20 protein-coding genes and 1 tRNA gene are annotated in these 22021 nt (G+C 66.9%); 8 read left to right on the forward strand and 13 right to left on the reverse strand.

The annotated features are described in order from the left end of the window. Window positions 1-661: 661 nt before the first annotated feature. Both ACFK0J_RS00080 and ACFK0J_RS00085 read right to left on the reverse strand, forming a co-directional pair. Window positions 662-1852: a hypothetical protein gene (locus tag ACFK0J_RS00080; protein WP_378735302.1), complete on the reverse strand. Its 1191-nt coding sequence runs from the start codon at window positions 1850-1852 to the stop codon at window positions 662-664. 50 nt (window positions 1853-1902) lie between these two features. After that, entirely contained in the window at window positions 1903-2613 is a 711-nt protein-coding gene (locus tag ACFK0J_RS00085) for a YoaK family protein (RefSeq protein ID WP_378735304.1), read from the reverse strand. A 406-nt stretch (window positions 2614-3019) separates the two neighbouring features. On the opposite strand from ACFK0J_RS00085, the gene ACFK0J_RS00090 reads away from it, so the two are divergent. The 3 genes from ACFK0J_RS00090 to ACFK0J_RS00100 all read left to right on the forward strand — a co-directional run bounded on the left by ACFK0J_RS00090 (window position 3020) and on the right by ACFK0J_RS00100 (window position 6383). Next, window positions 3020-3520 (forward strand): pyridoxamine 5'-phosphate oxidase family protein, encoded by a 501-nt coding sequence (locus tag ACFK0J_RS00090; protein ID WP_378735306.1) that lies wholly within the window; start codon window positions 3020-3022, stop codon window positions 3518-3520. 40 nt (window positions 3521-3560) lie between these two features. Then, window positions 3561-4490: an acyl-CoA dehydrogenase gene (locus tag ACFK0J_RS00095; RefSeq protein WP_378735308.1), complete on the forward strand. Its 930-nt coding sequence runs from the start codon at window positions 3561-3563 to the stop codon at window positions 4488-4490. A gap of 885 nt (window positions 4491-5375) precedes the next feature. Then, window positions 5376-6383: an ATP-binding cassette domain-containing protein gene (locus tag ACFK0J_RS00100; protein ID WP_378735310.1), complete on the forward strand. Its 1008-nt coding sequence runs from the start codon at window positions 5376-5378 to the stop codon at window positions 6381-6383. A gap of 5 nt (window positions 6384-6388) precedes the next feature. Here ACFK0J_RS00100 and ACFK0J_RS00105 read toward each other — a convergent pair whose 3' ends face one another. Then, window positions 6389-6601 (reverse strand): hypothetical protein, encoded by a 213-nt coding sequence (locus tag ACFK0J_RS00105; protein ID WP_378735312.1) that lies wholly within the window; start codon window positions 6599-6601, stop codon window positions 6389-6391. A gap of 164 nt (window positions 6602-6765) precedes the next feature. Here ACFK0J_RS00105 and ACFK0J_RS00110 point away from each other — a divergent pair, with 164 nt between their 5' ends. Next, window positions 6766-7293 carry a peptidylprolyl isomerase gene (locus tag ACFK0J_RS00110; RefSeq protein WP_218472511.1) on the forward strand — a complete coding sequence of 176 codons (528 nt, stop codon included), beginning with the start codon at window positions 6766-6768 and terminating at the stop codon, window positions 7291-7293. Window positions 7294-7297: 4 nt separating this feature from the next. Then, window positions 7298-8164, forward strand: coding sequence for a rhomboid family intramembrane serine protease (locus ACFK0J_RS00115; RefSeq protein WP_378735314.1), 867 nt, complete (start codon window positions 7298-7300; stop codon window positions 8162-8164). Between the two features lie 52 nt (window positions 8165-8216). Here ACFK0J_RS00115 and ACFK0J_RS00120 read toward each other — a convergent pair whose 3' ends face one another. Beyond that, window positions 8217-8714: a PH domain-containing protein gene (locus tag ACFK0J_RS00120; RefSeq protein ID WP_378735316.1), complete on the reverse strand. Its 498-nt coding sequence runs from the start codon at window positions 8712-8714 to the stop codon at window positions 8217-8219. 120 nt (window positions 8715-8834) lie between these two features. Next, the gene (gene crgA, locus ACFK0J_RS00125; protein ID WP_378735318.1) at window positions 8835-9098 is read right to left on the reverse strand and encodes a cell division protein CrgA; all 264 of its coding nucleotides are present in this window, start codon (window positions 9096-9098) and stop codon (window positions 8835-8837) included. Between the two features lie 173 nt (window positions 9099-9271). Between crgA and ACFK0J_RS00130 the strand changes: the two genes are divergently transcribed. After that, on the forward strand, window positions 9272-9916 hold the full coding sequence (locus ACFK0J_RS00130) for an aminodeoxychorismate/anthranilate synthase component II (RefSeq protein WP_378735320.1): 645 nt from the start codon (window positions 9272-9274) through the stop codon (window positions 9914-9916). Between the two features lie 103 nt (window positions 9917-10019). Then, window positions 10020-11159 (forward strand): dihydrofolate reductase family protein, encoded by a 1140-nt coding sequence (locus ACFK0J_RS00135; RefSeq protein WP_378735321.1) that lies wholly within the window; start codon window positions 10020-10022, stop codon window positions 11157-11159. On the opposite strand, the gene ACFK0J_RS00140 is transcribed toward ACFK0J_RS00135, so the two are convergent. The 8 genes from ACFK0J_RS00140 to ACFK0J_RS00175 form a co-directional block, all read right to left on the reverse strand. Beyond that, window positions 11156-11575: a CBS domain-containing protein gene (locus ACFK0J_RS00140; protein WP_378735324.1), complete on the reverse strand. Its 420-nt coding sequence runs from the start codon at window positions 11573-11575 to the stop codon at window positions 11156-11158. The two genes, ACFK0J_RS00135 and ACFK0J_RS00140, sit on opposite strands and share 4 nt — an antisense overlap. Before the next feature lie 99 nt (window positions 11576-11674). Continuing rightward, the gene (gene pknB, locus ACFK0J_RS00145; protein ID WP_378735326.1) at window positions 11675-13579 is read right to left on the reverse strand and encodes a Stk1 family PASTA domain-containing Ser/Thr kinase; all 1905 of its coding nucleotides are present in this window, start codon (window positions 13577-13579) and stop codon (window positions 11675-11677) included. Continuing rightward, window positions 13576-15087: a protein kinase gene (locus tag ACFK0J_RS00150; protein ID WP_378735328.1), complete on the reverse strand. Its 1512-nt coding sequence runs from the start codon at window positions 15085-15087 to the stop codon at window positions 13576-13578. The genes pknB and ACFK0J_RS00150 overlap by 4 nt, the downstream gene beginning before the upstream one ends. A gap of 31 nt (window positions 15088-15118) precedes the next feature. After that, complete coding sequence (locus ACFK0J_RS00155) at window positions 15119-16585, reverse strand: peptidoglycan D,D-transpeptidase FtsI family protein (RefSeq protein ID WP_378735330.1); 1467 nt, start codon at window positions 16583-16585, stop codon at window positions 15119-15121. Then, window positions 16582-18072, reverse strand: a complete 1491-nt coding sequence (locus ACFK0J_RS00160; RefSeq protein ID WP_378735332.1) for an FtsW/RodA/SpoVE family cell cycle protein — start codon at window positions 18070-18072, stop codon at window positions 16582-16584. Before ACFK0J_RS00160 ends, ACFK0J_RS00155 begins: the two co-directional genes overlap by 4 nt. Continuing rightward, window positions 18072-19574, reverse strand: coding sequence for a PP2C family protein-serine/threonine phosphatase (locus ACFK0J_RS00165; protein WP_378735334.1), 1503 nt, complete (start codon window positions 19572-19574; stop codon window positions 18072-18074). The genes ACFK0J_RS00160 and ACFK0J_RS00165 overlap by 1 nt, the downstream gene beginning before the upstream one ends. Then, window positions 19571-20038: an FHA domain-containing protein gene (locus ACFK0J_RS00170; RefSeq protein ID WP_014980860.1), complete on the reverse strand. Its 468-nt coding sequence runs from the start codon at window positions 20036-20038 to the stop codon at window positions 19571-19573. Before ACFK0J_RS00170 ends, ACFK0J_RS00165 begins: the two co-directional genes overlap by 4 nt. 204 nt (window positions 20039-20242) lie before the next feature. Beyond that, window positions 20243-21649 (reverse strand): FhaA domain-containing protein, encoded by a 1407-nt coding sequence (locus ACFK0J_RS00175; protein ID WP_378735336.1) that lies wholly within the window; start codon window positions 21647-21649, stop codon window positions 20243-20245. 227 nt (window positions 21650-21876) lie between these two features. Here ACFK0J_RS00175 and ACFK0J_RS00180 point away from each other — a divergent pair. Next, window positions 21877-21959 (forward strand) — tRNA-Leu (locus ACFK0J_RS00180). The last annotated feature ends 62 nt before the right edge of the window (window positions 21960-22021 follow it).

A 22021-nucleotide genomic window follows, 5' to 3' on the forward strand; every position in this document is an offset into this window, starting at 1 on the left:
AGGGGTCCCCCGCCTCGTAGGGGGTCGAGTCTGGGCCAATTGGCGACCATCTTGGCCCGTGTAGTCGCCTTGATTCAGCACGTGTACGGCCTGTTGGGGCACTTGACCCGTGACACGTTAACGACACGCTTTCAGTGCGAATCGGCCGGAATCAATGAGTCTCGACGGGTTACGGAATTCAGCCTGCGCCCAGCTAGTACGCAAGAACGGGAACCAACGAAAGAGCTCGCTGGTTCCCGTCCGCAAGGCAGGGGTTAGGGGTTCGATTCCCCTAGGCTCCACTCGATAGCCGGCGAGTGCTCGCGTAGAGCGCTCGCTGGGTCTTGTTTCGCGTGTTTTGTGGGGGCGTAGCCCCCACGCCCCGCCCGGCGGGGCTTCGCCCCCCGGACCCCCCACCTGCGGTTTGCGGTCCTGGGATGTCCGCTCCACCGTGGTTCGGTTGCTGCTCTCGGTGCCTGCCCGGTCCTTATGAACCCCACTCAGGTTCGCCTTCTGCGATGCTTGCGCCGGACGACGCCGAGGTGTGCGCTGCTTTGAAGCCGCAGTTGACGCATTGGCGGGCTGTTACCTGCAGATGCGCCGGATTTCGGTCGCCCCGGATCGCCCGCCCGAGGTGCCGGTTGTGTAGCTTGCCCCAATTCGTCTCGCGAGGTGCTGCTGGTCAGCGGGAGACTGCGGCGGCCTCTAGTCGGGCGAGGGTTTCGGGGTTGGGCCAGTGGCGGATCTCGTAGCGGCGGGGGGACATGTCGGGAATTGGGGTCAGGCCGGTGATTTCGGCTACTGCGGGGAAGGGGGTTTCGAAGAGGGTGATCATTTCGCCGTTTCGTTCGGTGCAGAAGACTACGGAATCTGCTTCGGGGAGGAGGTATTCGACGTCTTCGCCCCAGACTGTGGCGGTGTAGGGGCCGTTGTCGCTGCCGACGTAGAGGACCGAACCTACGAAGGCGGGGGCGAGGTCTTCGTGGTGGGGGTAGGTGTAGTCGTTTTCCATGGCGTCGTTGAGGGCTTGGGTTTGGGCGTCGTATTCGGTTACGGCTAAACCACATCGGGCTCGTTGGACGAAGGGGAGGTGGCGGTGTCTTGGGGACTGGTCGAGAGGGATCACCGTGCCGTGGTCGTCGACCGTGTAGCCCTGTGGGGAGATGGGGCGGACGGCTTCTCGGTAGTGCTTCTCGACGTGTTCGAAAAGTGGGGCGAGGTCGCCGGTGTCGGGGGTGATGATCAAGGTGTCGACGTCGGGCATGAAGGCGATCGAGCGGTGCTGTCCGTCGCCGGAACCGGCGAGCCAGCCGGGGACCAATGGCCACGAGGTGCAGTAGCCGTCGCCGTTGTCGCCGAAATGAAGCAGGCCCGCCTGCTTGATGCCGCTGGAACCCACCATGGCCCTGAGGTTTTCGCGAGCCGCGTCGAATACCTCGTCGGCGCTGATGCCCCAGCGGTCGAGCGTCGCGGCCGAGACGATCGAGCGAGAGTTGGGGCGGTCGATCGCGACCAACTCGTCGACGAAAGGGAACGCGGGGCGGGTGATCGGCCGCATGTCCTCGGACGGCGAGTCGAGTCCGAACGCGTTGGGACGCAGGATGGGTCGTAGGGCGGACCGCGCCTCGGGCCAGGCGTCCGGCTCGTCGTTGTCGCGGACGGTGGCGACGAAGCGGGCGATCCGGGCGTCGCGTTCGGCGGCGGGCAGGCCGGTGGTCTCCCGGAAAATATTGCCCAGGTACAGATTCCAACTGCCGACGACGATCTGGAACTCGTCCGGGTCGTACTGCGCGTCCTGCTCGCCGATGTCGTTCAGCTGTTGCAGGACCAGCGCCGCGAACTGGTCGGCATCGACCCCGATATTCTCCACCACGCGGCCACCGTAACCGGACAAACCGACAAACGCACGGGGAGCTGTCGGGGTCAGCGGCCGGAGAGCGGGCCGTGCCGATCCAGATGCAGGTAGGTATAGCCGGTCACGATCAGGCAGACGACGGTCGCGGTGATGAGCATGGCCCATCCGGCGACGAGCATGCTCAGCAATCCACCGAGCAAGGCGCCCAGCGCGAAACTCAGGTACAGCAGGAAGTATCCGAGCCAGTCCGCGTAGTCCCCGCCGCTGATATGGCGTTCGATGCCCTGCGCCAGCTTGACCAGGGTGCCGGTGACGTAACTCAGCGGCACCGACACCTCGCCGTTCTTCACGAACGAGGTGTTGAGCGCGCCGACCCCGAACGCGACGAACAGGATCGGCACGAAGTCGATGGTGGCGGTGTCCGGGTCTTGAAACCGCACGCCGTCGATGAGCGACGCCGCCGCCAGGCTCAGCGTGGTCAGCAGCGTCGGCCCATGCGGATGCCCGGACCAGTAGTGCCTGCGGCACCAGGACGCCACCACGACGCCAGAAACGAACGACGCGAGCAGCGCCGCCGCCGCGACCGCGGTGTCCTTCTGGCCGCTGAAATGCCCGAGGATGGCGCGCTCGGTATTGCCGGTCATGAACGTGACGAAGTAGCCAGCGGTGTGCATGAATGCCGCCGCCCCGATCAAGCCCGCCAATCCGGCCAGCACCCAGGACAGTCTGGCCTCATTGTCGAAAAGTGCCCTCTTGCGTGCGTCGTCTGGTTTCGGCACAGGTCAGGCTCCTTCCGAAGCGAATGTGACTCCTCAGTGTTACTGCTCGACGGCAGAACGCGCATGTGCAGCGCCGCAGGTTGCTAGCCGGTCACCACCCGCGTGCGAGCGGTCGACCCCGTCGCCATAGGCGCACGAAGTCGGTATCCCCGCGGTAACCGAGTAACTCTGAAGTGCCGTCTTCCGTGGTCAGCGGCGGTGACTCATGATGCTGTCAGTTACTAGAAGTAACCGAGAGAACCAGTCGAGGAAAGAGGCGACGGATCGTGAACGGGACCGAAAGTAGGAAGGCCGTTGTGACAGGCGGCACGTACGGCATGGGCTCGGCCACCTTCATCACCGTCGAGCCGGCGGTCGACGGAGGCCGGGGTCAGCGGCTCGGCCTTACCGAGGCAGGGGCGGTGGCATGACCAGCAAGGTCGCCTCGTTCGCTGACATCGAGGGTGAATTCAACACGTTCGTCGGGCGGATCAACTACGCCACCATGGTGACCGTGGATCAGCGGAATCGGCCGCGGACGAGGGTGCTGATCCCGGTCTGGGAGAACGTCGACGGCAGCCCGCTCGGCTGGCTGGCGACCTATAAGACGCCGATCAAGGCGGCGCATATCGCGGCCAATCCGCATGTCAACTTCTCCTACTGGGCGCCGGGTAACCATTCGGTGGCGGTGGACGCCACCGCCGAGTGGGTCGACGCGCCCGAGATCAGGCAGCGGGTTTGGCAGCTCTATGGGCAGACCAGCCCGCCCGGCGCGGGATACGACCTCGGCCAGTTCTGGCACTCGCCGCAGGACCCGAAACTGCAGATCCTGCGGCTGGATCCGTGGCGGATCCAGGTGATTCGCGGCACGGATCTACGCAGCCGGATCTGGCAGGCACCGGCCGGTGCGGAACGCGTCGCGGTGTGACGCGGCGCCGCGGCCACCCACCGCCGGTTACCGTGCACGAGTGGATTCAGTGCTCGATTTTCTGCTGACCGAACCCCTCGCCACGACGCCGCTGGACGATGTCGGCGCGGCCTGGACGCGGCATCGGGTGGCCGCGAACCGATTCGGTAAGCCGGTCGATGTCGCCATCGCCGGCGGATTCGGCGCCGACCGGCTCGGTTTCGCGTTCCTCTCCGGCTATCAGGAGGCGCTGCGGACGCTGATTCCCGACCTGCCGGGTGACGAGCTGGTGGCGTTGTGTGCGACCGAGGCGGGCGGCGCCCACCCGTCGGCGATCCGCACGACGCTCACCGAGGAGTTGGACCGGTACCGGCTCAACGGGACCAAATCCTTTGCCACGCTGGGCATGCTGGCGCAGCGGCTGGTGGTGATCGCCGGTGTCGGCTTGGCCGAGGATGGCCGGAACCGGTTGCGCGCCACCATGGTCGATGTGGGTGCGCCGGGGGTGCACGTGACGAATCTGCCGGCGACGCCGTTTGCCCCGGAGATCCCGCACGCCACGGTCACGCTGACAGATGTTGCGGCGCTGGTGTTGCCGGGCGACGGCTACCTGGACTACCTCAAGCCGTTCCGTACGATCGAGGACATTCACGTGCTCGCGGCCACGCTGGGCTGGCTGGTTCGGGTGGCACGGGCGTCGGCGTGGCCGCGGGCCGTGCTGGAGCGACTGCTGACCGTGCTCGCGGCGGTGCGCGGGCTGGATATCGACGCACCGAGCTCGCCCGGCGTGCACATCGCGCTCGGTGGCGCGTTCGAATATTTCGGCCGGTTGCTGACGGAGTCGGATTCCCTGTGGGAGTCCGTGGATTCGGTCACCAGGCAACGGTGGGAGCGCGATCGTCCGTTGCTCGCGGTCGCCGGACGGGTGCGGGATCAGCGGCTGGCTACGGCCTGGCGATCGGTGCTGACCGGTGATGATCAGGTCGCCTGACCTGGTCCAGAAATGGGGAGCGGGCCTCGGCGAAGGGGGGGAGTTAGCCGAGGCCCGCGTAAGGTCGGCCCGGGGGGGAGGGGCCGACTTGAATGATCCTACGCGATGATCCCCGATTGTGTGCGCGTGGGGAGTGCCACTTTTCGAAGATTTTTTGGGTCGGCTTACGTTTTGATAGTCCGAGGTCGTTTCGGGTAGGTGAAGCGCCCTTCCGCGCCACTGTTCGATGGTGGCCTGGTGTTTGCCAAAAGGGCTGTTGCGCTGGTTGATACCTGGCCTTTTGGCGAAGCGGAGCCGGGGTCGGAACGTGCTGCGGAAACATGCCGACCGGTCGCTGTGTGGCGAGGATCGCTGTCGGTTATGCGCTATTCGGGCTTCGGTGGCGCTGCATAAGCGTCGTGTGTCGCCTAGTCGGCATGTCGGTGCCGTCTCGATGTGTCGTACCCGGTACGAACATTTGTTCGCACCGGTCGGGAGCGGTAAGTTGCGTGGACCGAGCGCTCAAGTCGCTCGGCTGTTTTCACGGCAACGCGAATCGGGCCCGAGTACCGCATGGTGTCGAATCGGGTAGTGCGCTACGCACGACTCGGCGGGGTGGCGCGCGGGACTATTTACTTGGTCGCACCTCGATCCGGCACCCCCGAGCACCGCCTGGATCGGGGTGCGGCCGCTCTTCGAGGCCATCGCGACGGCGGGGCGTCCTCGCGCGAGTCCCGGAATGGTAGACGCCCGGAGATAGCGAACAAAACGGATGAAATTGTCAGTGGGTGGCGCAATACTGACTCGAGTATCGCCCAGTCACCCCGATCCATCGAATTCGGTCGACACCAGATCACTGGCGTCGCGCAAATACATCCCACGAAAACTGACGAACTCAGGAGAATCATGCCCGACGCAATAGTCGCCGAGGGTCTGGTCAAACGATACGGCGATGTAATCGCCCTCGACGGACTCGACCTTTCGGTCCCCGAGGGGACCGTCACCGCGCTACTCGGACCCAATGGCGCAGGTAAGACCACCACGGTTCGGGTGCTCAGCACCCTCCTGGTGCCGGATGCCGGACGGGCCACGGTCGCGGGTGTCGACGTGTTGCGTGATCCGCGGACGCTGCGCTCCCGCATCGGCGCGTCCGGCCAGTACGCCGCGGTGGACGAATACCTGACCGGCTTCGAGAATTTGGAAATGGTGGGGCGGCTGTATCACCTGGGTGTGCAGCGCAGCAAGGAGCGAGCCCGCGAACTGCTCGACCGGTTCCGGCTCAGCGATGCCGCCGACCGTCCGGTGAAAACGTATTCCGGCGGTATGCGCAGGCGTCTCGACCTGGCGGGCGCGTTGGTGGCCAACCCGCCCGTGCTGTTTCTCGACGAGCCGACCACCGGCTTGGATCCCCGGGCCAGGCTGGGTCTCTGGGACGTCATCGAGGAGTTGGTGGCGGGCGGCACCACGCTGCTGCTCACCACGCAGTACATGGATGAGGCCGATCGGCTGGCCGACGCGATCGCGGTGATCGACCACGGCAAGGTCATCGCCCGCGGCACCGCCGACGAGCTCAAGACCATGGTCGGCGGCGACCGGATCGAGCTGACCGTCGACCATGCGGACAATCTCGGTGCCGCGATGGAGGCGCTGAAAGGTCTGGCCGACGGCGAGATTCACGTCGAGCCGGGGTTGCGCCGAATCACCGTTCCGGTATCCGACGGCTCGCAGGCACTGGTCGTGGCGATCGGCAAGCTCGCCGAGCACGACGTGATACTGCACGATGTCGGCCTGCGCAGGCCCTCGCTCGACGACGTCTTCCTCACGCTCACCGGACACGAGGCCGAAGAATTGCTCAACGACAACGGGCGTGGCGCGGGCGATCCACTCGAAAAGGCCCAAGAAAAGAGCCGGTGATCAGGTCAGCGCCCGTTCTCGGCGCTGGCGCCCGCCACGGGAGTCGGTGCCGAACCGTTGCGTGAGTAGCCGATGCGCGGCGGCGCCGGGGCGGGCGCGGGCGGCTGTGGCCGCTTGCTGCGGACCAGCCAGGCCACGCCACCCGCCAACGCGACGGCCGTCCCGACAATGAGCCGGTTACGAGTACGTGCGGATACATGTAGGCGCCCCAAGGTCATTGGCCTATGCTGGCACAACCGCGCCTTTCCCGCAGTAGCTCCAGCTCAGCGCCTCGCCGAGCCGTCGAGATCGACTACCCGGGCCGGCGCGGTCCAGGACGCGACACGAGTGGCACCGACCGGTGCGCTGAGGTTCCGCGGCGGCGGGACCGTAGCATTGCGGCGTGACCTCACCGAATCAAACCGCTGTGGCGACGCTGCACACGAATCGCGGCGACATCAAGATTTCGCTCTTCGGTAACCACGCTCCCAAGACGGTCCGGAATTTCATCGGCCTGGCCGACGGTTCGGCGCCGTACACCACCGCCAACGCGAGCGGTGGCAGCAGCGGCCCGTTCTACGACGGCGCGGTGTTCCACCGGGTGATGGACGGATTCATGATTCAGGGCGGGGATCCGACCGGCACCGGGCGCGGCGGACCGGGATACGAGTTCGGCGACGAATTCCACCCGGAACTGCGCTTCGACCGCGGCTACCTGTTGGCGATGGCCAATGCAGGACCGGGCACCAACGGGTCGCAGTTCTTCATCACGGTCGGCCCGCAGCCACACCTCAACCGCAAGCACAGCATCTTCGGCGAGGTCGTCGACCCGGAGTCCCGGAAGGTCGTCGACGCCATCGCCAAGACGGCGACCGATCGCAACGACCGCCCGCTGGAACCCGTCGAAATCACCAAGATCACGATCGAATGAGATTATGACCGCTCAGCCGCCTGCGCCGACGTGCGTTCGCCATCCCCAACGTCCGACCGGCCTGGCGTGCACGCGCTGCGGGCGGCCATCCTGCCCGGAATGCCTGCGTCCCGCGGCGGTCGGCCAGCACTGTGTCGACTGCCTGCGGCAGGAGCAGCGCACCGTCGCACCGGTGCGCACCGTCGCGGGCGCACCCGCGGCACGGGCCTCGCTGCCGTACGTCTCCTATGCGCTGATCGCCGTCAACGTCGCCATCTTCGCGATCACCGCGGCGCAGACGAAGAGCCTGCTGGAGAACCGCACCTCGGAGCTGTTCATCGACTGGGTGCTGTATCCGCCCGCAGTCGCCGACGGCCAGTGGTGGCGGGTGATCGGCTCCGGCTTCCTGCACTACGGTCCGATCCATCTGCTGCTGAACATGTTCGCGCTGTATGTGATCGGCCGTGATGCCGAGCTGGTGCTCGGGCGGCTGCGTTATCTCGCGGTCTATCTGGTGTCGCTGCTCGGCGGTTCCGCCGCCGTCATGGTGTTCGCGCAGGACAGCGCGACCGCCGGTGCCTCGGGAGCGGTATATGGCCTGTTCGGCGCGATTACCGTGATCCTGATCCGGTTGCGGCAGAACCCGAATCAGATGCTGATCCTGATCGGCATCAACGTGTTCATCAGCTTCTCGTTGCCGGGTATCTCGCTGTGGGGACATCTCGGTGGCTTGGCCGCGGGCACGCTCGCGACGCTGGGCATCCTGTTCCTGCCGCAGTGGCTGGGCGCGAAATCGCAAGAGACCGCTCGCCTGATCGGCTGGGTCTCGGTGGCGGTCGTCGCGGTCCTGTCGCTCGTGGTGGTCGGCGCTACCGCAATGTCGCTGGCCTGATCCGCATTCGGCGCGGCTCCTCGTGGAACACGATGATGAGCCGGATGGTGGCTCAGCGCGTGGTCTCGCCCGACAGCCGGAGGACGCGGACCAGTTCGTCGTATACGTCGTCGGGGCGCGTCCCCAGGTCCCAGCGGCCGAAGATCAGCAGTCGTTCGGTGCCGTGGCAGTCGACATCGATCTCCAGCATCGGCGTCTTGCGGCCGAGGCGGCGATAGCTGACCACCCGGGCTCGGGTGATCTGGTCGCGGGTGTACTCGTCGACGCCGAGCAGGTTGCGTACCACCATCCGCGGGTCGGCACCGGGGATGACGGAGAGTCGCGGCCGTTGCCGGAAGCCGAGGCCCGCCAGCACCAACAGGCCGACCGCGGCCAGCCCGATGAGTAAGCGGCTGGCGCCGTCGTCGGCGAGGATCGTGGCGACCGCCAGGATGATTCCACCGCCGGTGACCGCCACGAGAGCGGGGGTCGGCGTGGTCCAGGCGAGACGGGGATCGGCCGCGCGGGGCTGGGGATCGGGTGCCTGGGGATCAGGAGAATCCGGTGTCACGCGTCACTTTCCCCAATCGGTCCTCGAGTTGTCCACAGGTTCATCCACAGGTGTGCATGAATGACACGTCTGTAATCCAGATGTGGTGTCCGCGTTACCCGCGGCAACCCAGATGTGGTGTCAACGCCACCGCATGGTCATGATCAGGCCGACCACCATAAGGCCGAATCCGATCAGGAAGTTCCACGCGTTCAGGTCGCTCATCCAGCTGATGTGGTCGGCGGCGAGGTAGTAAACGAGCAGCCACAGCAATCCGGCCAGCATGAAGCCCAGCATGATGGTGACGTACCAGACCGGCGACGGCCCGGCCTTCACCTTCACCGGCGTGCGGCTGGCAGGGTTGATCGTGTAGTCGGTCTTCTTCCGGACCTTCGACTTGGGCATGACGTCCTCGTATTCGGCGTTCAGGTCGGTACCGGCGGGGCAGGCGCGGTGTGGGTTTGGCCGAGCTCGCTCGCCGCAGTGGACGAGGCTCTGGCGCCCTCCGGTGTGTCTCTAGGCTATCCCAACTGGTAATGGATGCGACGCGGTGCCGTGCGGGGACGTAATCTCGGACCATGCGTGTTCTGGTCGTCGACAATTACGACAGCTTCGTGTTCAACCTGGTTCAGTATCTCGGCCAGTTGGGAACCGAGGCTGTGGTGTGGCGCAACGACGACCCCAACCTGGCCGACGTGGACGCCGTGGTGGCCGAATTCGACGGCATTCTGATCAGTCCGGGACCCGGCACCCCCGACCGCGCGGGCGCCAGCATCGACCTGGTGCGCGCCTGCACCCGCCATACTGTTCCGCTGCTCGGCGTGTGCCTCGGCCACCAAGCCATCGGCGAGGCCTTCGGCGCGACGGTGACCCGCGCGCCCGAGCTACTGCACGGCAAGACCAGCTCGGTGTTCCACCTCGGCGCCGGCGTGCTGGCCGGCCTGCCCGACCCGTTCACCGCGACGCGGTATCACTCGCTCACCGTCCTGGAAGACACCTTGCCAGAGGAGATCGAGGTACTCGGCCGCACCGAGACCGGGATCGTGATGGCTATGCGGCACCGCACCCTGCCGATCCACGGCGTGCAGTTCCATCCCGAATCGGTCCTGACCCAAGGCGGACATCGGATGCTGGCCAACTGGCTCGGTGTCTGCGGTGCGCGCCCGGCCGAGGGGCTCGTGCGGACGCTGGAGGCGGAGGTCGCCGCGCTGGTGCTGCAGTGAGCGAATGCGGGCGCGCGTGCGCAGAGAGCCGTGCGGCGGAGTGCGGTGAGCCGGCTCCAGGTCTTCGGTCCCGCGCGCTTCCCAGCGTCGGCGAGGCGCAGCTGTGACGCGTCCGCATGTGCTGCTGTCGGTCGCGATGAGCGTCGACGGATACATCGATGACGCGAGCCCCGAGCGGCTGCGGTTGTCGGATGCGGCGGATTTCGATCGGGTCGACCAGGTGCGCGCGGATTCCGACGCGATCCTGATCGGCGCGCAAACCCTGCGCCGGGACAATCCTCGGTTGCTCGTCGACAGCGCCGACCGCAGGGCGGCGCGGATCGCGGCGGGCAAACCGGAGTTCCCGCTGAAGGTCACCGTCACGGCGAGCGGTGACTTGGACCCGAGCCTGCGGTTCTGGCATCACGGCGGCGGCAAACTCGTCTACACCACCGACGGGGGCGCGGCCCGGCTCGCCGACGGCTTGTCCGGCCTCGCCGAAGTCGTCTCGCTCGGGGCCGAACTCGACTTCGGCGTCCTCCTCGACGACCTCGGCAGCCGCGGCATCGCCCGCCTCATGGTGGAGGGCGGTACCCGCATCCACACCGCCTTCCTCGCCGCCGACCTCGCGGACGAACTACACCTGGCCGTCACCCCCCTCCTGGTCGGCGACCCCGAAGCCCCCCGGTTCCTCGACGCCGCAACCTATCCCGGTGCTCCCCATCGCAGAATGCACCTGGCCGACGTTGCCCAGTACGGTGACGTCGCGGTTCTGCGCTACCGCCCGCGAGGCAATCGGCCTGGTGCGGAACACGCGGACCAGGACACGGTTTTCCTGCGCCGGGCGATCGAACTTGCCCGGATGTGCCCGCCGAGCGAGACGGCGTTCTCTGTCGGTGCGGTGATCGTGTCCGACGGCGTGGAGATCGCCACCGGCTACTCGCGGGAAACCGACGCGAAGGTGCATGCCGAGGAGTCCGCGCTGGACAAGCTGGACGCGGATGATCCACGACTGGCCAGGGCAACGATCTACAGCACGCTCGAACCGTGCTCGCAGCGCGGCACCGCGACGCGGCTGCCGTGCACCGACCGGATCCTGCGGGCCGGAATTCCCCGGGTCGTCCTGGCCTGGCGTGAACCCGCGACCTTCGTGGCCGATTGCGTAGGCGTGGAGAAGCTACGGCAGCACGGCGTCGAGGTGCGCGAGCTGACCGAGTTGGCGGCGGAAGCGATGTCGATGAACCGCCACTTGAAGCTGACCTAAGGCCGTCCGTAGACCGCCGTGACGAACTCGCCGAGCTGATTGTCGTCGAGGTGCCTGGCCAGGTCGGCCTCGCTGATCATGCCGACCAGACGCTTGTTGTCGATCACCGGCATCCGCTTGATCCGATGGCTTTCCATCTGGTCCAGCACGTCCTCGACATCGGCGTCGGCCGCGACCCAGCGCGGCGTCGACTCGCAGAGTTCGGCGGCCCGGGTTTTGGCCGGGGACAGACCCTGCGCAATGCATTTCACGACGATGTCGCGGTCGGTGATGATCCCGCACATGCGATCGTTGTCGTCGGCGATGACCAGCGATCCGACGCCGAGCTCGGCCATCACCCGAGCGGCCTTCCCGACGGTCTCGTCCTTGGCGATCCACTGGGCACCGGGTTTCATGATGTCCCTGGCAGTGGTCATTGGGCTTCCTCCTCGTTACTCAGCGCTGCTGATTCGGATGGAGCAAGCCCAATTCTGCCGCTGACCACACCGACCGGTCGGTGTTTTGGCGAATCAGGCTCAGGGCGGGCCGAGCACCCCGACACCGACGGACACCGTCCCGTTCTTCGGGATCGTCCCGCCCGCCGACGGCTGCTGAGTGAGGATCCGGCCGACGCTGCTCGTGTCGAACGTGCCCTGTGGTGACTGGCTGATCTGGCTCTGCCCGCCGGTCCAGCCCTCCGCGCGCAGCTTGTCCGCCGCCTGGGCGACCGTGAGGCCGATCAGCGAAGGCATCTTGATCTGGTCACCCGCCACCTGAACGGTGATCGTCGACCCCTTTTCCGCCGTGGTGCCGCCCGCGGGACTGGTCGACAGCACCTCACCCTTGGGCTTGGCGGACGGGACCTCCTGGATTGTGATCTTGAATCCGGCGCTGTCCACCAGATTCGGCCGGGCCACATCAATGTCCTGCCCGATCACGTTCGGCACCCGAACCGATTCCGGACCGGTGCCGATGGTGACCACGATGGCCTTGTCGACGTCCACCCGGGAGCCCGCGGACGGATCTACCGCGATGACCTTGTCCTTCTCCTGGACGCTGGAGGGTTTGTGCTGGACGTTCGGATCCATCTGCAGGTTGTTGTTCTTCAACGCCACCTCGGCCTCCTGCAGCGTCAGGCCGTCCAGCTTCGGCACCTGGACCTGCGCCGGGCCGGTGGACACCTGCATGGTGACGACGCTGCCCTTGTCCGCCCGGGAACCGCCGAGCGGCGCGGTGGAGATGACATTGCCGGTCGCCACCTTGCTGTCCGGCTTCTGCTGGATGGAGACGTTGAATCCGGCCTTTTGCAGTGCCTCCTGCGCCTGCTGCGCGGGGCGGCCCGAAAGATCGGGCACGGCAACCTGTTCCGGCTTGCTGCCCGGACCGATCAGCACCCAGAACAACGCGAGCAGCACGGCGACACCGGCGGCCGCGGCGATGGCCAGATAGAGGGTTCGGCGCGGGCCGGACGGCTCCGCGGGCGCCTGCTCGGCGGTGTCGTCGCTACGCTCGACGGTCCGGTAGCTGCGTGGCGCGGGTTCGTCGGTGCCGAAGACGGTGGTGCGATCCTCGTCGGTCATCACCATCGGGGCGATCGGCTTCTGCCCGCCGAGCACCCGGATGAGGTCGGCGCGCATCTCGGCCGCGCTCTGATAGCGGTTGGCCGGGTTCTTGCTCATCGCCTTGAGAATCACCGAGTCGAGCTCGCGCGGCACCCCCGGATGCACATGCGAAGGCAGCCGCGGATCTTCCCGGACATGCTGGTAGGCCACCGCGACCGGCGAGTCACCGGTGAAAGGCGGCTCACCGGTGAGGATTTCGAACAGCACACAGCCGACGGAGTACACGTCCGATCGGGCGTCCACCGTCTCGCCGCGCGCCTGCTCGGGCGAAAGATATTGCGCGGTACCGATTACCGCGGCCGTCTGCGTCATCGGGTTGGAGCTGTCGGCGAGCGCCCGGGCGATGCCGAAGTCCATCACCTTCACCGCGCCGGCCCGGTTGATCATGATGTTGGCCGGCTTCATGTCGCGGTGCACGATGCCGGCCTTGTGACTGAAATCCAGTGCGGCACAGACATCCGCGACCACTTCCATGGCCCGGCGCGGCGGCAGCGGACCCTGGCCACGCACGATGTCGCGCAGCGTATCGCCCTCGACGTACTCCATCACGATGTAGGGCAGCGGGCCGTCGTCGACCTTCGCCTCGCCGGTGTCGTACACCGCGACGATGGCCGGATGGTTCAGCGCGGCGGCGTTCTGTGCCTCGCGCTTGAACCGCAGGTAGAAGGTGGGGTCGCGGGCCAGGTCGGCCCGCAGCACCTTGATCGCCACGTCCCGGCTCAGCCGTAGATCGCGCGCCTTGTGTACTTCGGACATCCCGCCGAACCCGATGATCTCGCCCAGCTCGTAGCGGGAGGAGAGATTCTTCGGGGTCGTCATTGTTGTCCTTGCGAAGGAGTACTGGGGGTGGCCGAGGGACCTCGGGCACCGGGAATCTCCGGAAATGGTAAGTCCATAGTCGGCACTCGGGGCCGAGTGGTGGTCGGTGCGGTGAGCGTCGGCTTGGTGGTGCTCGGCGACGTAGTGGAGCTCGGCGGCGGCGTGGTCGTCGTCGGTTCCGGTGTCGTGGTCGGCGGCTCGGTGGTGGTCGGCGCGCTGCTGGTCGGTGGCGGCGGCGGCGGAAGCGGTTTGGGCGTCGTCGTGCTGGTCACCGGCGGCGGTGGCGGTTTCGGAGCAGGCGTGGAGGTGCTGGTCGCGGGCGGTGTCGAATTGGGGTTCGTGTCACCACCGAACAGCAGGTACAGCGTCGTGGCGACCAACAGCACCGCACCGGCGCCGAGTCCGGCCAGCCACTTCTGCGTCGAGGTGAACCGTTTGTCGTCACCGGGCGGCGTCTGATGACCGCCGGTGCCGGTATTCAGCATCGTCGCGGGAGCCTGTCCGGTGGCCTGTCCCGCGGCGCCGAGCGCCGCACCGGCGGGCGCGGAGTAGTGCACCGTCGCACCGTCGAATTCCGATGGCGTGGAAGGCAGCACGACGGTCGGTCCGGGCGGGAGCACCCGGGTGGCGCCGGTCAGCGGCACCGCGGCATTGGTACCGCTCGGCGGCGGTGGCCTGCGGCCCGCGCGCACCGCGGCCACGGCATCGGCGAACTCGCCGCCGCGCGAGTAGCGCCCCTTCGGGTCCTTGCCCATGGTGATCTCGATCAGCTCGCGCACGTTGGCGGGCAGATCGGCCGGCATCGGCGGCGGCGTCTCGCGGACGTGCTTCATCGCGACGGTGATCGCGCCGTCGCCGCTGAACGGCCGCTGCCCGGCGAGCGCCTCGTAGCCGACAACGCCGAGTGAGTAGACATCACTGGCCGCGGTGGCGTCCTCGCCGATCGCCTGCTCCGGCGCGATGTATTGAGCGGTGCCCATCACCATGCCGGTCTTGGTCACCGGTGAGGCGTCGACCGCCTTGGCGATGCCGAAGTCGGTGATCTTCACCTGACCGGTCGGCGTCACCATGATGTTGCCCGGCTTCACATCCCGGTGCACCACACCGGCCCGATGCGCCACGTCCAGCGCCCGGCCGGTCTGCTCGAGCATGTCGAGGCCCTGCCCGACGGACAGCCTGCCGAGCCGGTTCAGCACCGTGTTCAGCGGCTCGCCCTGGACCAGTTCCATGACCAGGTAGGCGGTTTCGCTGCCTTGCGGGTCGGTGGTCTCGCCGTAGTCGTAGATTCCGGCGATGCCGGGGTGATTCAACTGGGCGGTGGTCTTGGCCTCGGTGCGGAACCGATGCCGAAACGTCGGGTCTGCGGAGAACTCCGCCTTGAGCACCTTGACCGCCACCCGGCGATCGAGCCGGGTGTCCAGCGCCTCCCAGACCTGGCCCATGCCGCCGGTCGCGATCAGGCGCTGCAGCCGGTACCGGTCGGCGATCATCGCACCGTTGTTCAGCATCCCCGTACCTTCACTCGCACATCCATATCGTTCAGCCCCCTCGCAGACCGGCGTCCAAGACCGCACGTGCGACCGGCGCGGCCACCTTGCCACCCGTCGCGCCCAATGCCCGGTCGCCGCCGTTCTCCACGATCACCGCGATGGCGATCTTCGGATTCTGCGCGGGTGCGAAGGCGATGTACCAGGCGTGCGGTGGGGTGTTGCGTGGATCGCTGCCGTGTTCGGCGGTACCGGTCTTGGACGCGATCTGATAACGGGAGGACTTGCCGCCGGGGGTGTTGCCCTCCGACGCGATCATCAGATTCGTCAGCGACGACGCTACCTGGGCGTTGAACGCTTGGCCGAGCGAGACCGGCTTTGTCTTGGACAACTCACTGAGGTCGGGGCCCTGCAGTTGGTCGATCAGGTAGGGCTGCATCCGGACACCGCCGTTGGCGACGGTCGCCGCGATCACCGCGTTGTCCAGCGGGGTCAACGCCACGTCACGCTGACCGATGCTGCTCTGCGCCAGCGCGGCGTTGTCCGAGATCGGGCCGACGGTGCTCTCGGCCACCGGGATCGGGATGCTGCGGCGCTCGCCGATGCCGAAGCCCGCCGCCTGGTCCTTGAGCCGGGCGGCACCCACCTTGACGCCGAGTTCGGCGAACGCGGTGTTGCAGGACAGCCGGAACGCCTCGTACAGCGAGGCGGTCTGGCCCGAGCCGCAGTTGGTGCCGTTGTAGTTCTCCAGCGGGGTCGCGGTGCCGGGCAGAGTGATGTTCGGCGCCGCGGTGAACTGATCTTCCGGGGTCGCGATGTTGTTCGCCAGCGCGGCCGCGGTGACCACCACCTTGAACGTGGAGCCGGGCGGATAGGTCTGCGAGACAGCACGATTGAGCATCGGCTGGCGCGGGTCCGCGCTGAGCGCCTCCCAGGCCTGGGTGCCGCGCGCGCCGTCGTGCCCGGACAGCTGGTTCGGGTCGTAGCTCGGCGTGGACACCATGGTGAGAATCTTGCCGGTGCTCGGCTCGATCGCCACCACCGAGCCGGTGTAGCCCTTGCTGGTCAGCTCGTCGTAGGCGACCTGCTGCATGGCCGGGTCGATGGTGGTGAGCACGTTGCCGCCGCGCGGATCGCGACCGGACACCATGTCGACCAGTCGCGAACCGAACAGGTGGCTATCGGAGCCGTTGAGCACCGAATCCTCGGCCCGTTCCAGTCCGTTGCTGCCGTACTGCATCGAATAGAAGCCGGTGACGGGCGAGTAGGCCTCGGGTGTGTTCGGGTAGGTGCGCAGGTACTTGTAGCGGTCTTCGGTGGCCACCGAGTTGGCCAGCACGGTGCCGCCCGCGGAGATCTGGCCACGCTGGCGCGAGTACTCGTCGAGCAGCACCCGGGAGTTGCGCGGATCGGTGCGGTAGTCGTCCGCCTTGATCACCTGGACGTAGGTGGCGTTCATCAGCAGCGCGACGATCATCAGCATCACGGCGATCGCGACTCGGCGTAGGGGAGTGTTCATGTGGCGGGACCCGCTTCCGGTCGGCCCGCGTCCGGCTTGCGCAACAGTTCGGTGGTCGCGTCCGCGATCGGGGCCGCGGGCGCACTCTTGCGGACCGGCGCGGGTGCGCGCGCCGCGTCGGAAACCTTGATGAGCAACGCGAGCAATGCGTAGTTGGCCAGCAGTGACGAGCCGCCGTAGGACATGAACGGCGTGGTCAGGCCGGTCAGTGGAATCAGTTTGGTGACACCGCCGACGACGACGAACAACTGGATCGCGACGGTGAACGCCAGCCCGGCCGCCAGCAGCTTGCCGAAGCTGTCGCGCACGGCGAGCGCGGTGCGCAGGCCACGCACGATGAGCACCAGGAACAGCACCAGCACCGCGGTTAGTCCGATCAGGCCGAGTTCCTCACCGATCGTGGTGATGATGAAGTCGGTCTTGGCGAACGGCACCTGGTTGGGGCGTCCGCTGCCGAGCCCGGTACCGGCGAGACCACCGGTGGCGAGCCCGAACAGCGACTGCGAGATCTGGTATCCGGTGTTGTTGTAGTCGTCGAACGGGTGCAACCAGGTCTGGGTCCGGATCTTGACGTGGCCGAAAGTCTGATAGGCGAAGAAGAACCCGAGACTGAGCAGCGCGCCGCCGATGATCAGCCAGCCGACCCGTTCGGTGGCGATGTAGAGCATCACCAGCACCGTGCTGAAGATCAACAGCGAAGTGCCGAGGTCCTTTTCGAAGACCAGCACGCCGACACAGACGATCCAGACCACCACGATCGGGCCGAGGTCGCGGGCCCGGGGGAACTCCATGCCGAGCAGGTGCCGTCCGGCGGCGGTGAACAGATCACGCTTGGCCACCAGCACCGACGCGAAGAAGATGATCAGCAGGATCTTCGAGAATTCGGCGGGCTGGATGCTGAATCCGGTGATCTTGATCCAGTTCTTGGAGCCGTTGATCTCGGAGAATCGGCTGGGCAGCACCGCGGGCAGGGCCAGCGCGATCAGCCCGACCAGACCGAGCGTGTAGCCGTAGCGGGCCAGCGTGCGGTAGTCCCGCAACACGATCAGCAGCCCGATGAACACGATCATGCCCAGTGCGGTCCACAGGATCTGCTGGTTGGCGTCGGGGGAGGGTACCGGCCACGAGTTGTATGCCGCGGTCTGCTCATCGGCCAGGTCGAGCCGGTGGATCAGCACCAGCCCGAGTCCGTTGAGCAGCGCGACGATCGGTAGCAGCAGCGGATCGGCGAACGGCGCGAACCGGCGCACCGCGAGGTGCGCTATCCCGAACAACGCCAGAAAGGCCAAGCCGTACTTGGCGATATCCCAGGTGACCGACTGCTCCTGACTGGCCTCGACCAGAAACAACGAAGCCGTCGTGATCACCGCCGCACCGGCCAGCAACAACAGTTCGGCATTGCGTCGGGTGCTCGGCGGTGGCGCGGGAGCGAAGCCGCCGGGGGGACTGGGAAAAGCCCCTGCGGACGGCGGTGCGGGTGCGGACATCAGTCCGTCACCCGGCAGTTCTCCCCCGCGATCTGGGGGTTCGGCGACGCGGACGATGGCGGAATCGGTGCCTCCGACTTCGTCGGCGTCTTGATCTCGGTGCCCCTGGTGTCACCATTGCCCGGCGGCGGCGCGGGCTCGGAGGTCGGCGGAACGGCGGTGCTCGGTGCGGGCGGGCCGGACGGCGGGGGCTCGGTCGGCGGCGGCAGCACACCCGGCTGCGGCACCGACTGCTTCGGCGGGCACGGCGGGAGCAGTTCGCCCTGCGCGATGGACCGCATCTGGTCTTTGGCTCGATCCAACGAGCCGGGCGGCAGTCCCTTGCCGACCTGTTCGCGGCCGGTCTGCTTGAGATCGGTGACCTTCAGCAGTCGGCACGACGACGGCAACTCGGCGCCGGGATCGACCAGGGACAGCTCACCGGTCTTGGTGACACAGCCGACCAGGTTCACGTCGTGGATCGAGTAACCGAGCACCGACCCGGGTAACCCGCGCAGGATCACCACCGAGCCGTTGTCGGCGCCGACGTAATAGTTGCTGCGAATCATCTTGTAGCCGACCAGCAGTCCGACACCGACGGCGACCACCAGCGCGAACGCGAGCACGAGCCAGCGCAATTTGCGCGATTTGCTCTCCGGCTCCGGCTCGGGTGTCGCGGCGGCACGGCGCGGGGCGGCCCGCGGCGGGCGCATGGCCGCGGCACGTCCGGCCGCGGTGTTCGGTGGCGGCGTGTCCTCGTCCACACCGGACGCGGCACCCGCCACGATCGGATGGCTCTGGCCGTAGTCGAGATCGATGACGTCGGCGACGACAACCGTCACATTGTCCGGTCCGCCGCTGCGCAACGCGAGCTCGATGAGCCGGTCGGCGCATTCGTCGGTGCTGCCCTCGCGCAGGGTGTTCGCGATGGTCTCGTCGCTCACCACATCGGAGAGGCCGTCGGAGCACAGCAGGTAGCGGTCACCGGCGCGGGCCTCGCGCATGATCAGCGTCGGCTCGATCTCGTTGCCGGTGAGCGCGCGCATGATCAGCGAGCGCTGCGGGTGCGTGTGCGCTTGCTCGGGGGTGATCCGGCCCTCGTCCACCAGTGACTGGACGAAGGTGTCGTCCCTGGTGATCTGGGCGAGTTCGCCGCCGCGCAGCAGATAGGCGCGGGAATCACCGATGTGCACCAGGCCGAGCTTCTTGCCGGCGAACAGGATCGCGGTGAGCGTGGTGCCCATCCCGTCGAGTTCGGGCTCCTCCTCGACTTGATCGGCGATGGCGGCGTTGCCCTCTCGGGTTGCCGCGTCGAGCTTGCCGAGCAGATCGTCGCCGGGCTCGTCGTCGTCCAGATGGGCCAGCGCGGCGATCATCAACTGGGACGCCACCTCGCCCGCGGCATGGCCACCCATGCCGTCGGCCAGCGCGAGTAATCGCGCACCGGCATAGACGGAGTCTTCGTTGTTGCCACGGACGAGACCGCGGTCGCTACGTGCTGCGTAGCGGAGAACGAGTGTCACGATCGCAGCTCGATCACTGTTTTGCCGACACGGACAGGGGTGCCGAGCGGAACCCGCACGGCGGTGGTGACTTTCGCGCGATCGAGGTAGGTGCCGTTCGTCGAACCGAGATCTTCGACGTACCAATCATCGCCACGCGGGGACAGTCGCGCATGTCTGGTCGAGGCGTAATCATCGGTGAGCACCAGCGTGGAGTCGTCCGCACGCCCGATCAGCACCGGTTGGGTGCCTAGCGAGATGCGGGTGCCGGCGAGTGAACCTTGAGTCACCACAAGAAATTTGGCGCCCTTCTGGCCCCGGCTGAAGGAGGGCAGCACCGCGGAACCGCGTGCGGCCCTGGGCTGTATCCGTATGCCGGATGCCGCGTAGATGTCGCTGCGCAAGGTGCGCAGCACCGCCCACACGAACAACCACAACAGCAGCAGGAACCCCGCCCGGGTCAATTGCAGGATCAGTCCCTGCACGGCGTTCCACCTCCTGTTCGACCGTGTATGTCGGTGCCGTAGGTGCGGTTCGACCACCCCCACCAGCATGCTGGTCTTGCCGACCCCGGTTCCGGTGCCGTGCGTGTGTTGGCAGCATCATAGGGCCGTAGGTCGAATTCGATCACGATACGACCGACGAATCCCTGATGGCCATGTCGTGACCTGCATCGCGAGCTTACGGGATCAGACGATACGGATCAGGATCTCGGAGTGCCCGGCGCGGATCACATCCCCGTCGGCGAGCTGCCAGTCTTGCACGGGGGAACCGTTGACCAGCGTGCCGTTGGTGGAACCCAGATCCGAGAGCATCGCGGTCTGGCCGTCCCAGCGGACCTCGATGTGCCTGCGCGAGACACCGGTATCGGGCAGCCGGAAGTGCGCGTCCTGGCCGCGGCCGATGATGTTGCTACCCTCGCGCAGCTGGTACGTGCGGCCGCTGCCGTCATCGAGCTGCAGGGTCGCGGAGTAGCCCGAACCGGCCTGCGGGGCAGCGCCGTACGCGGGCGCGGCGGGGTAGCCGGGTTGTCCGGCATAGCCGGGCTGCTGCGAGTACGCCTGGCCGTAACCGGCCTGCTCCTCCTGGGCGTAGCCGCTCTGGTCGGGGTAGCTCGGGTCCGCGTAGGCCGGGTCGGCGTAGCCCTGCTGGCCGTAGCCGGGCTGGGCATAGCTCTGGCCTTGCTGGCCGTAGGCCGGGTCCGCGTAAGCCTGATCGCCGTAGCCTTGCTGGGCATAGCCCGGTTGGCCGTACCCGGGTTCCTGGTAACCCGGCTGGCCGTATGCCGCGGGTTCCTGATAGCCCGGCTGACCGTAGGCAGGCGGCTCCTGGTAACCCGGCTGACCGTAGGCGCGATCGGCGTACCCCGGCTGCTGACCGTACCCCGGCTCCTGATACCCCGGCTGTCCGTAGGCCTGGCCGCCCTGCTGGTAGTCGTAGCCGTTCTGGTAGTCGCCGTAACCCTGCTGACCGTCCGGCGCCTGATAGTCGGCGGCATAGGGCGCCGCGCCGCGACCGTAGTCCTCGCGGTACGCGCCGTTCTGCGCACCGCCGCGACCGGCAGGCGGTGGGGCGTACCCGCGGTTGCGTGGATCGGACTCCGCGGGCTCACGACTCGGGTCGTAGCCTGAGTTCTGCGTCATGGGGCCAGCTCCTGGTTGCGGGTTATCAGGTCGTTGTGGCGGGGGTTCGGGGCTGTGAGCTGGTGTAGCTCGGCGACCGACGTCCGGGTCGACCCGGCCGCTTGCCCTGAACTGTCCGGTGTGCAGCGTAGGGGATGCCTCGAACGCCACGTGTACTTCGCCGTAGGTCTGCCAGCCTTGCTCGCGGATGTAATCCTGCAGGTGTTTGGCGAACGCGCGGGTGGTGAGGTCGTGATCGGCGTCCAACTGCTGGTGATCGGAAGAGTTGATAGTGATCACATAGCTGTTGGGCGCCAACAGGTGTCCGCCACCGAGCTCTTGGACATGATCAGCGGCCTCCCGTTGCAGCGCCGCCTCCACCTCCTGGGGCACGACGTTGCCGCCGAACACCCTGGCGAACACATCACCGACGGCGCCCTGAAGACGACGCTCGAACCGTGAAACGATGCCCATCTCGGCCTCCCTTCGGTGAGCGTCTCTTCTTCTGATTCGTAACAACGACACGCGTATATGGCGTGTCGCGTATCGAGCACGTTCATTGCATGATATCCACGATCGTCCACACCTGTAACTCTTGGAAAGATCAGCGGGTTCCCACGCTTGTCCAGCCCCCGCGTCACGGCCCCACAAGGGCGATTTCGTGTCGGCGCGGAGTGCGTGATACTGTCTCCGAGTCGCTCGGGCGAGTGGCGGAATGGCAGACGCGCTGGCTTCAGGTGCCAGTGTCCTTCGGGACGTGGGGGTTCAAGTCCCCCTTCGCCCACAACATAATAGCAGGTCAGGGGCATAATCTTCGGATTGTGCCCCTTCTGCGTCAACATTGCG

This window comes from Nocardia brasiliensis (assembly GCF_042691675.1).
GTDB classification, from domain to species: Bacteria; Actinomycetota; Actinomycetes; order Mycobacteriales; family Mycobacteriaceae; genus Nocardia; species Nocardia brasiliensis_D.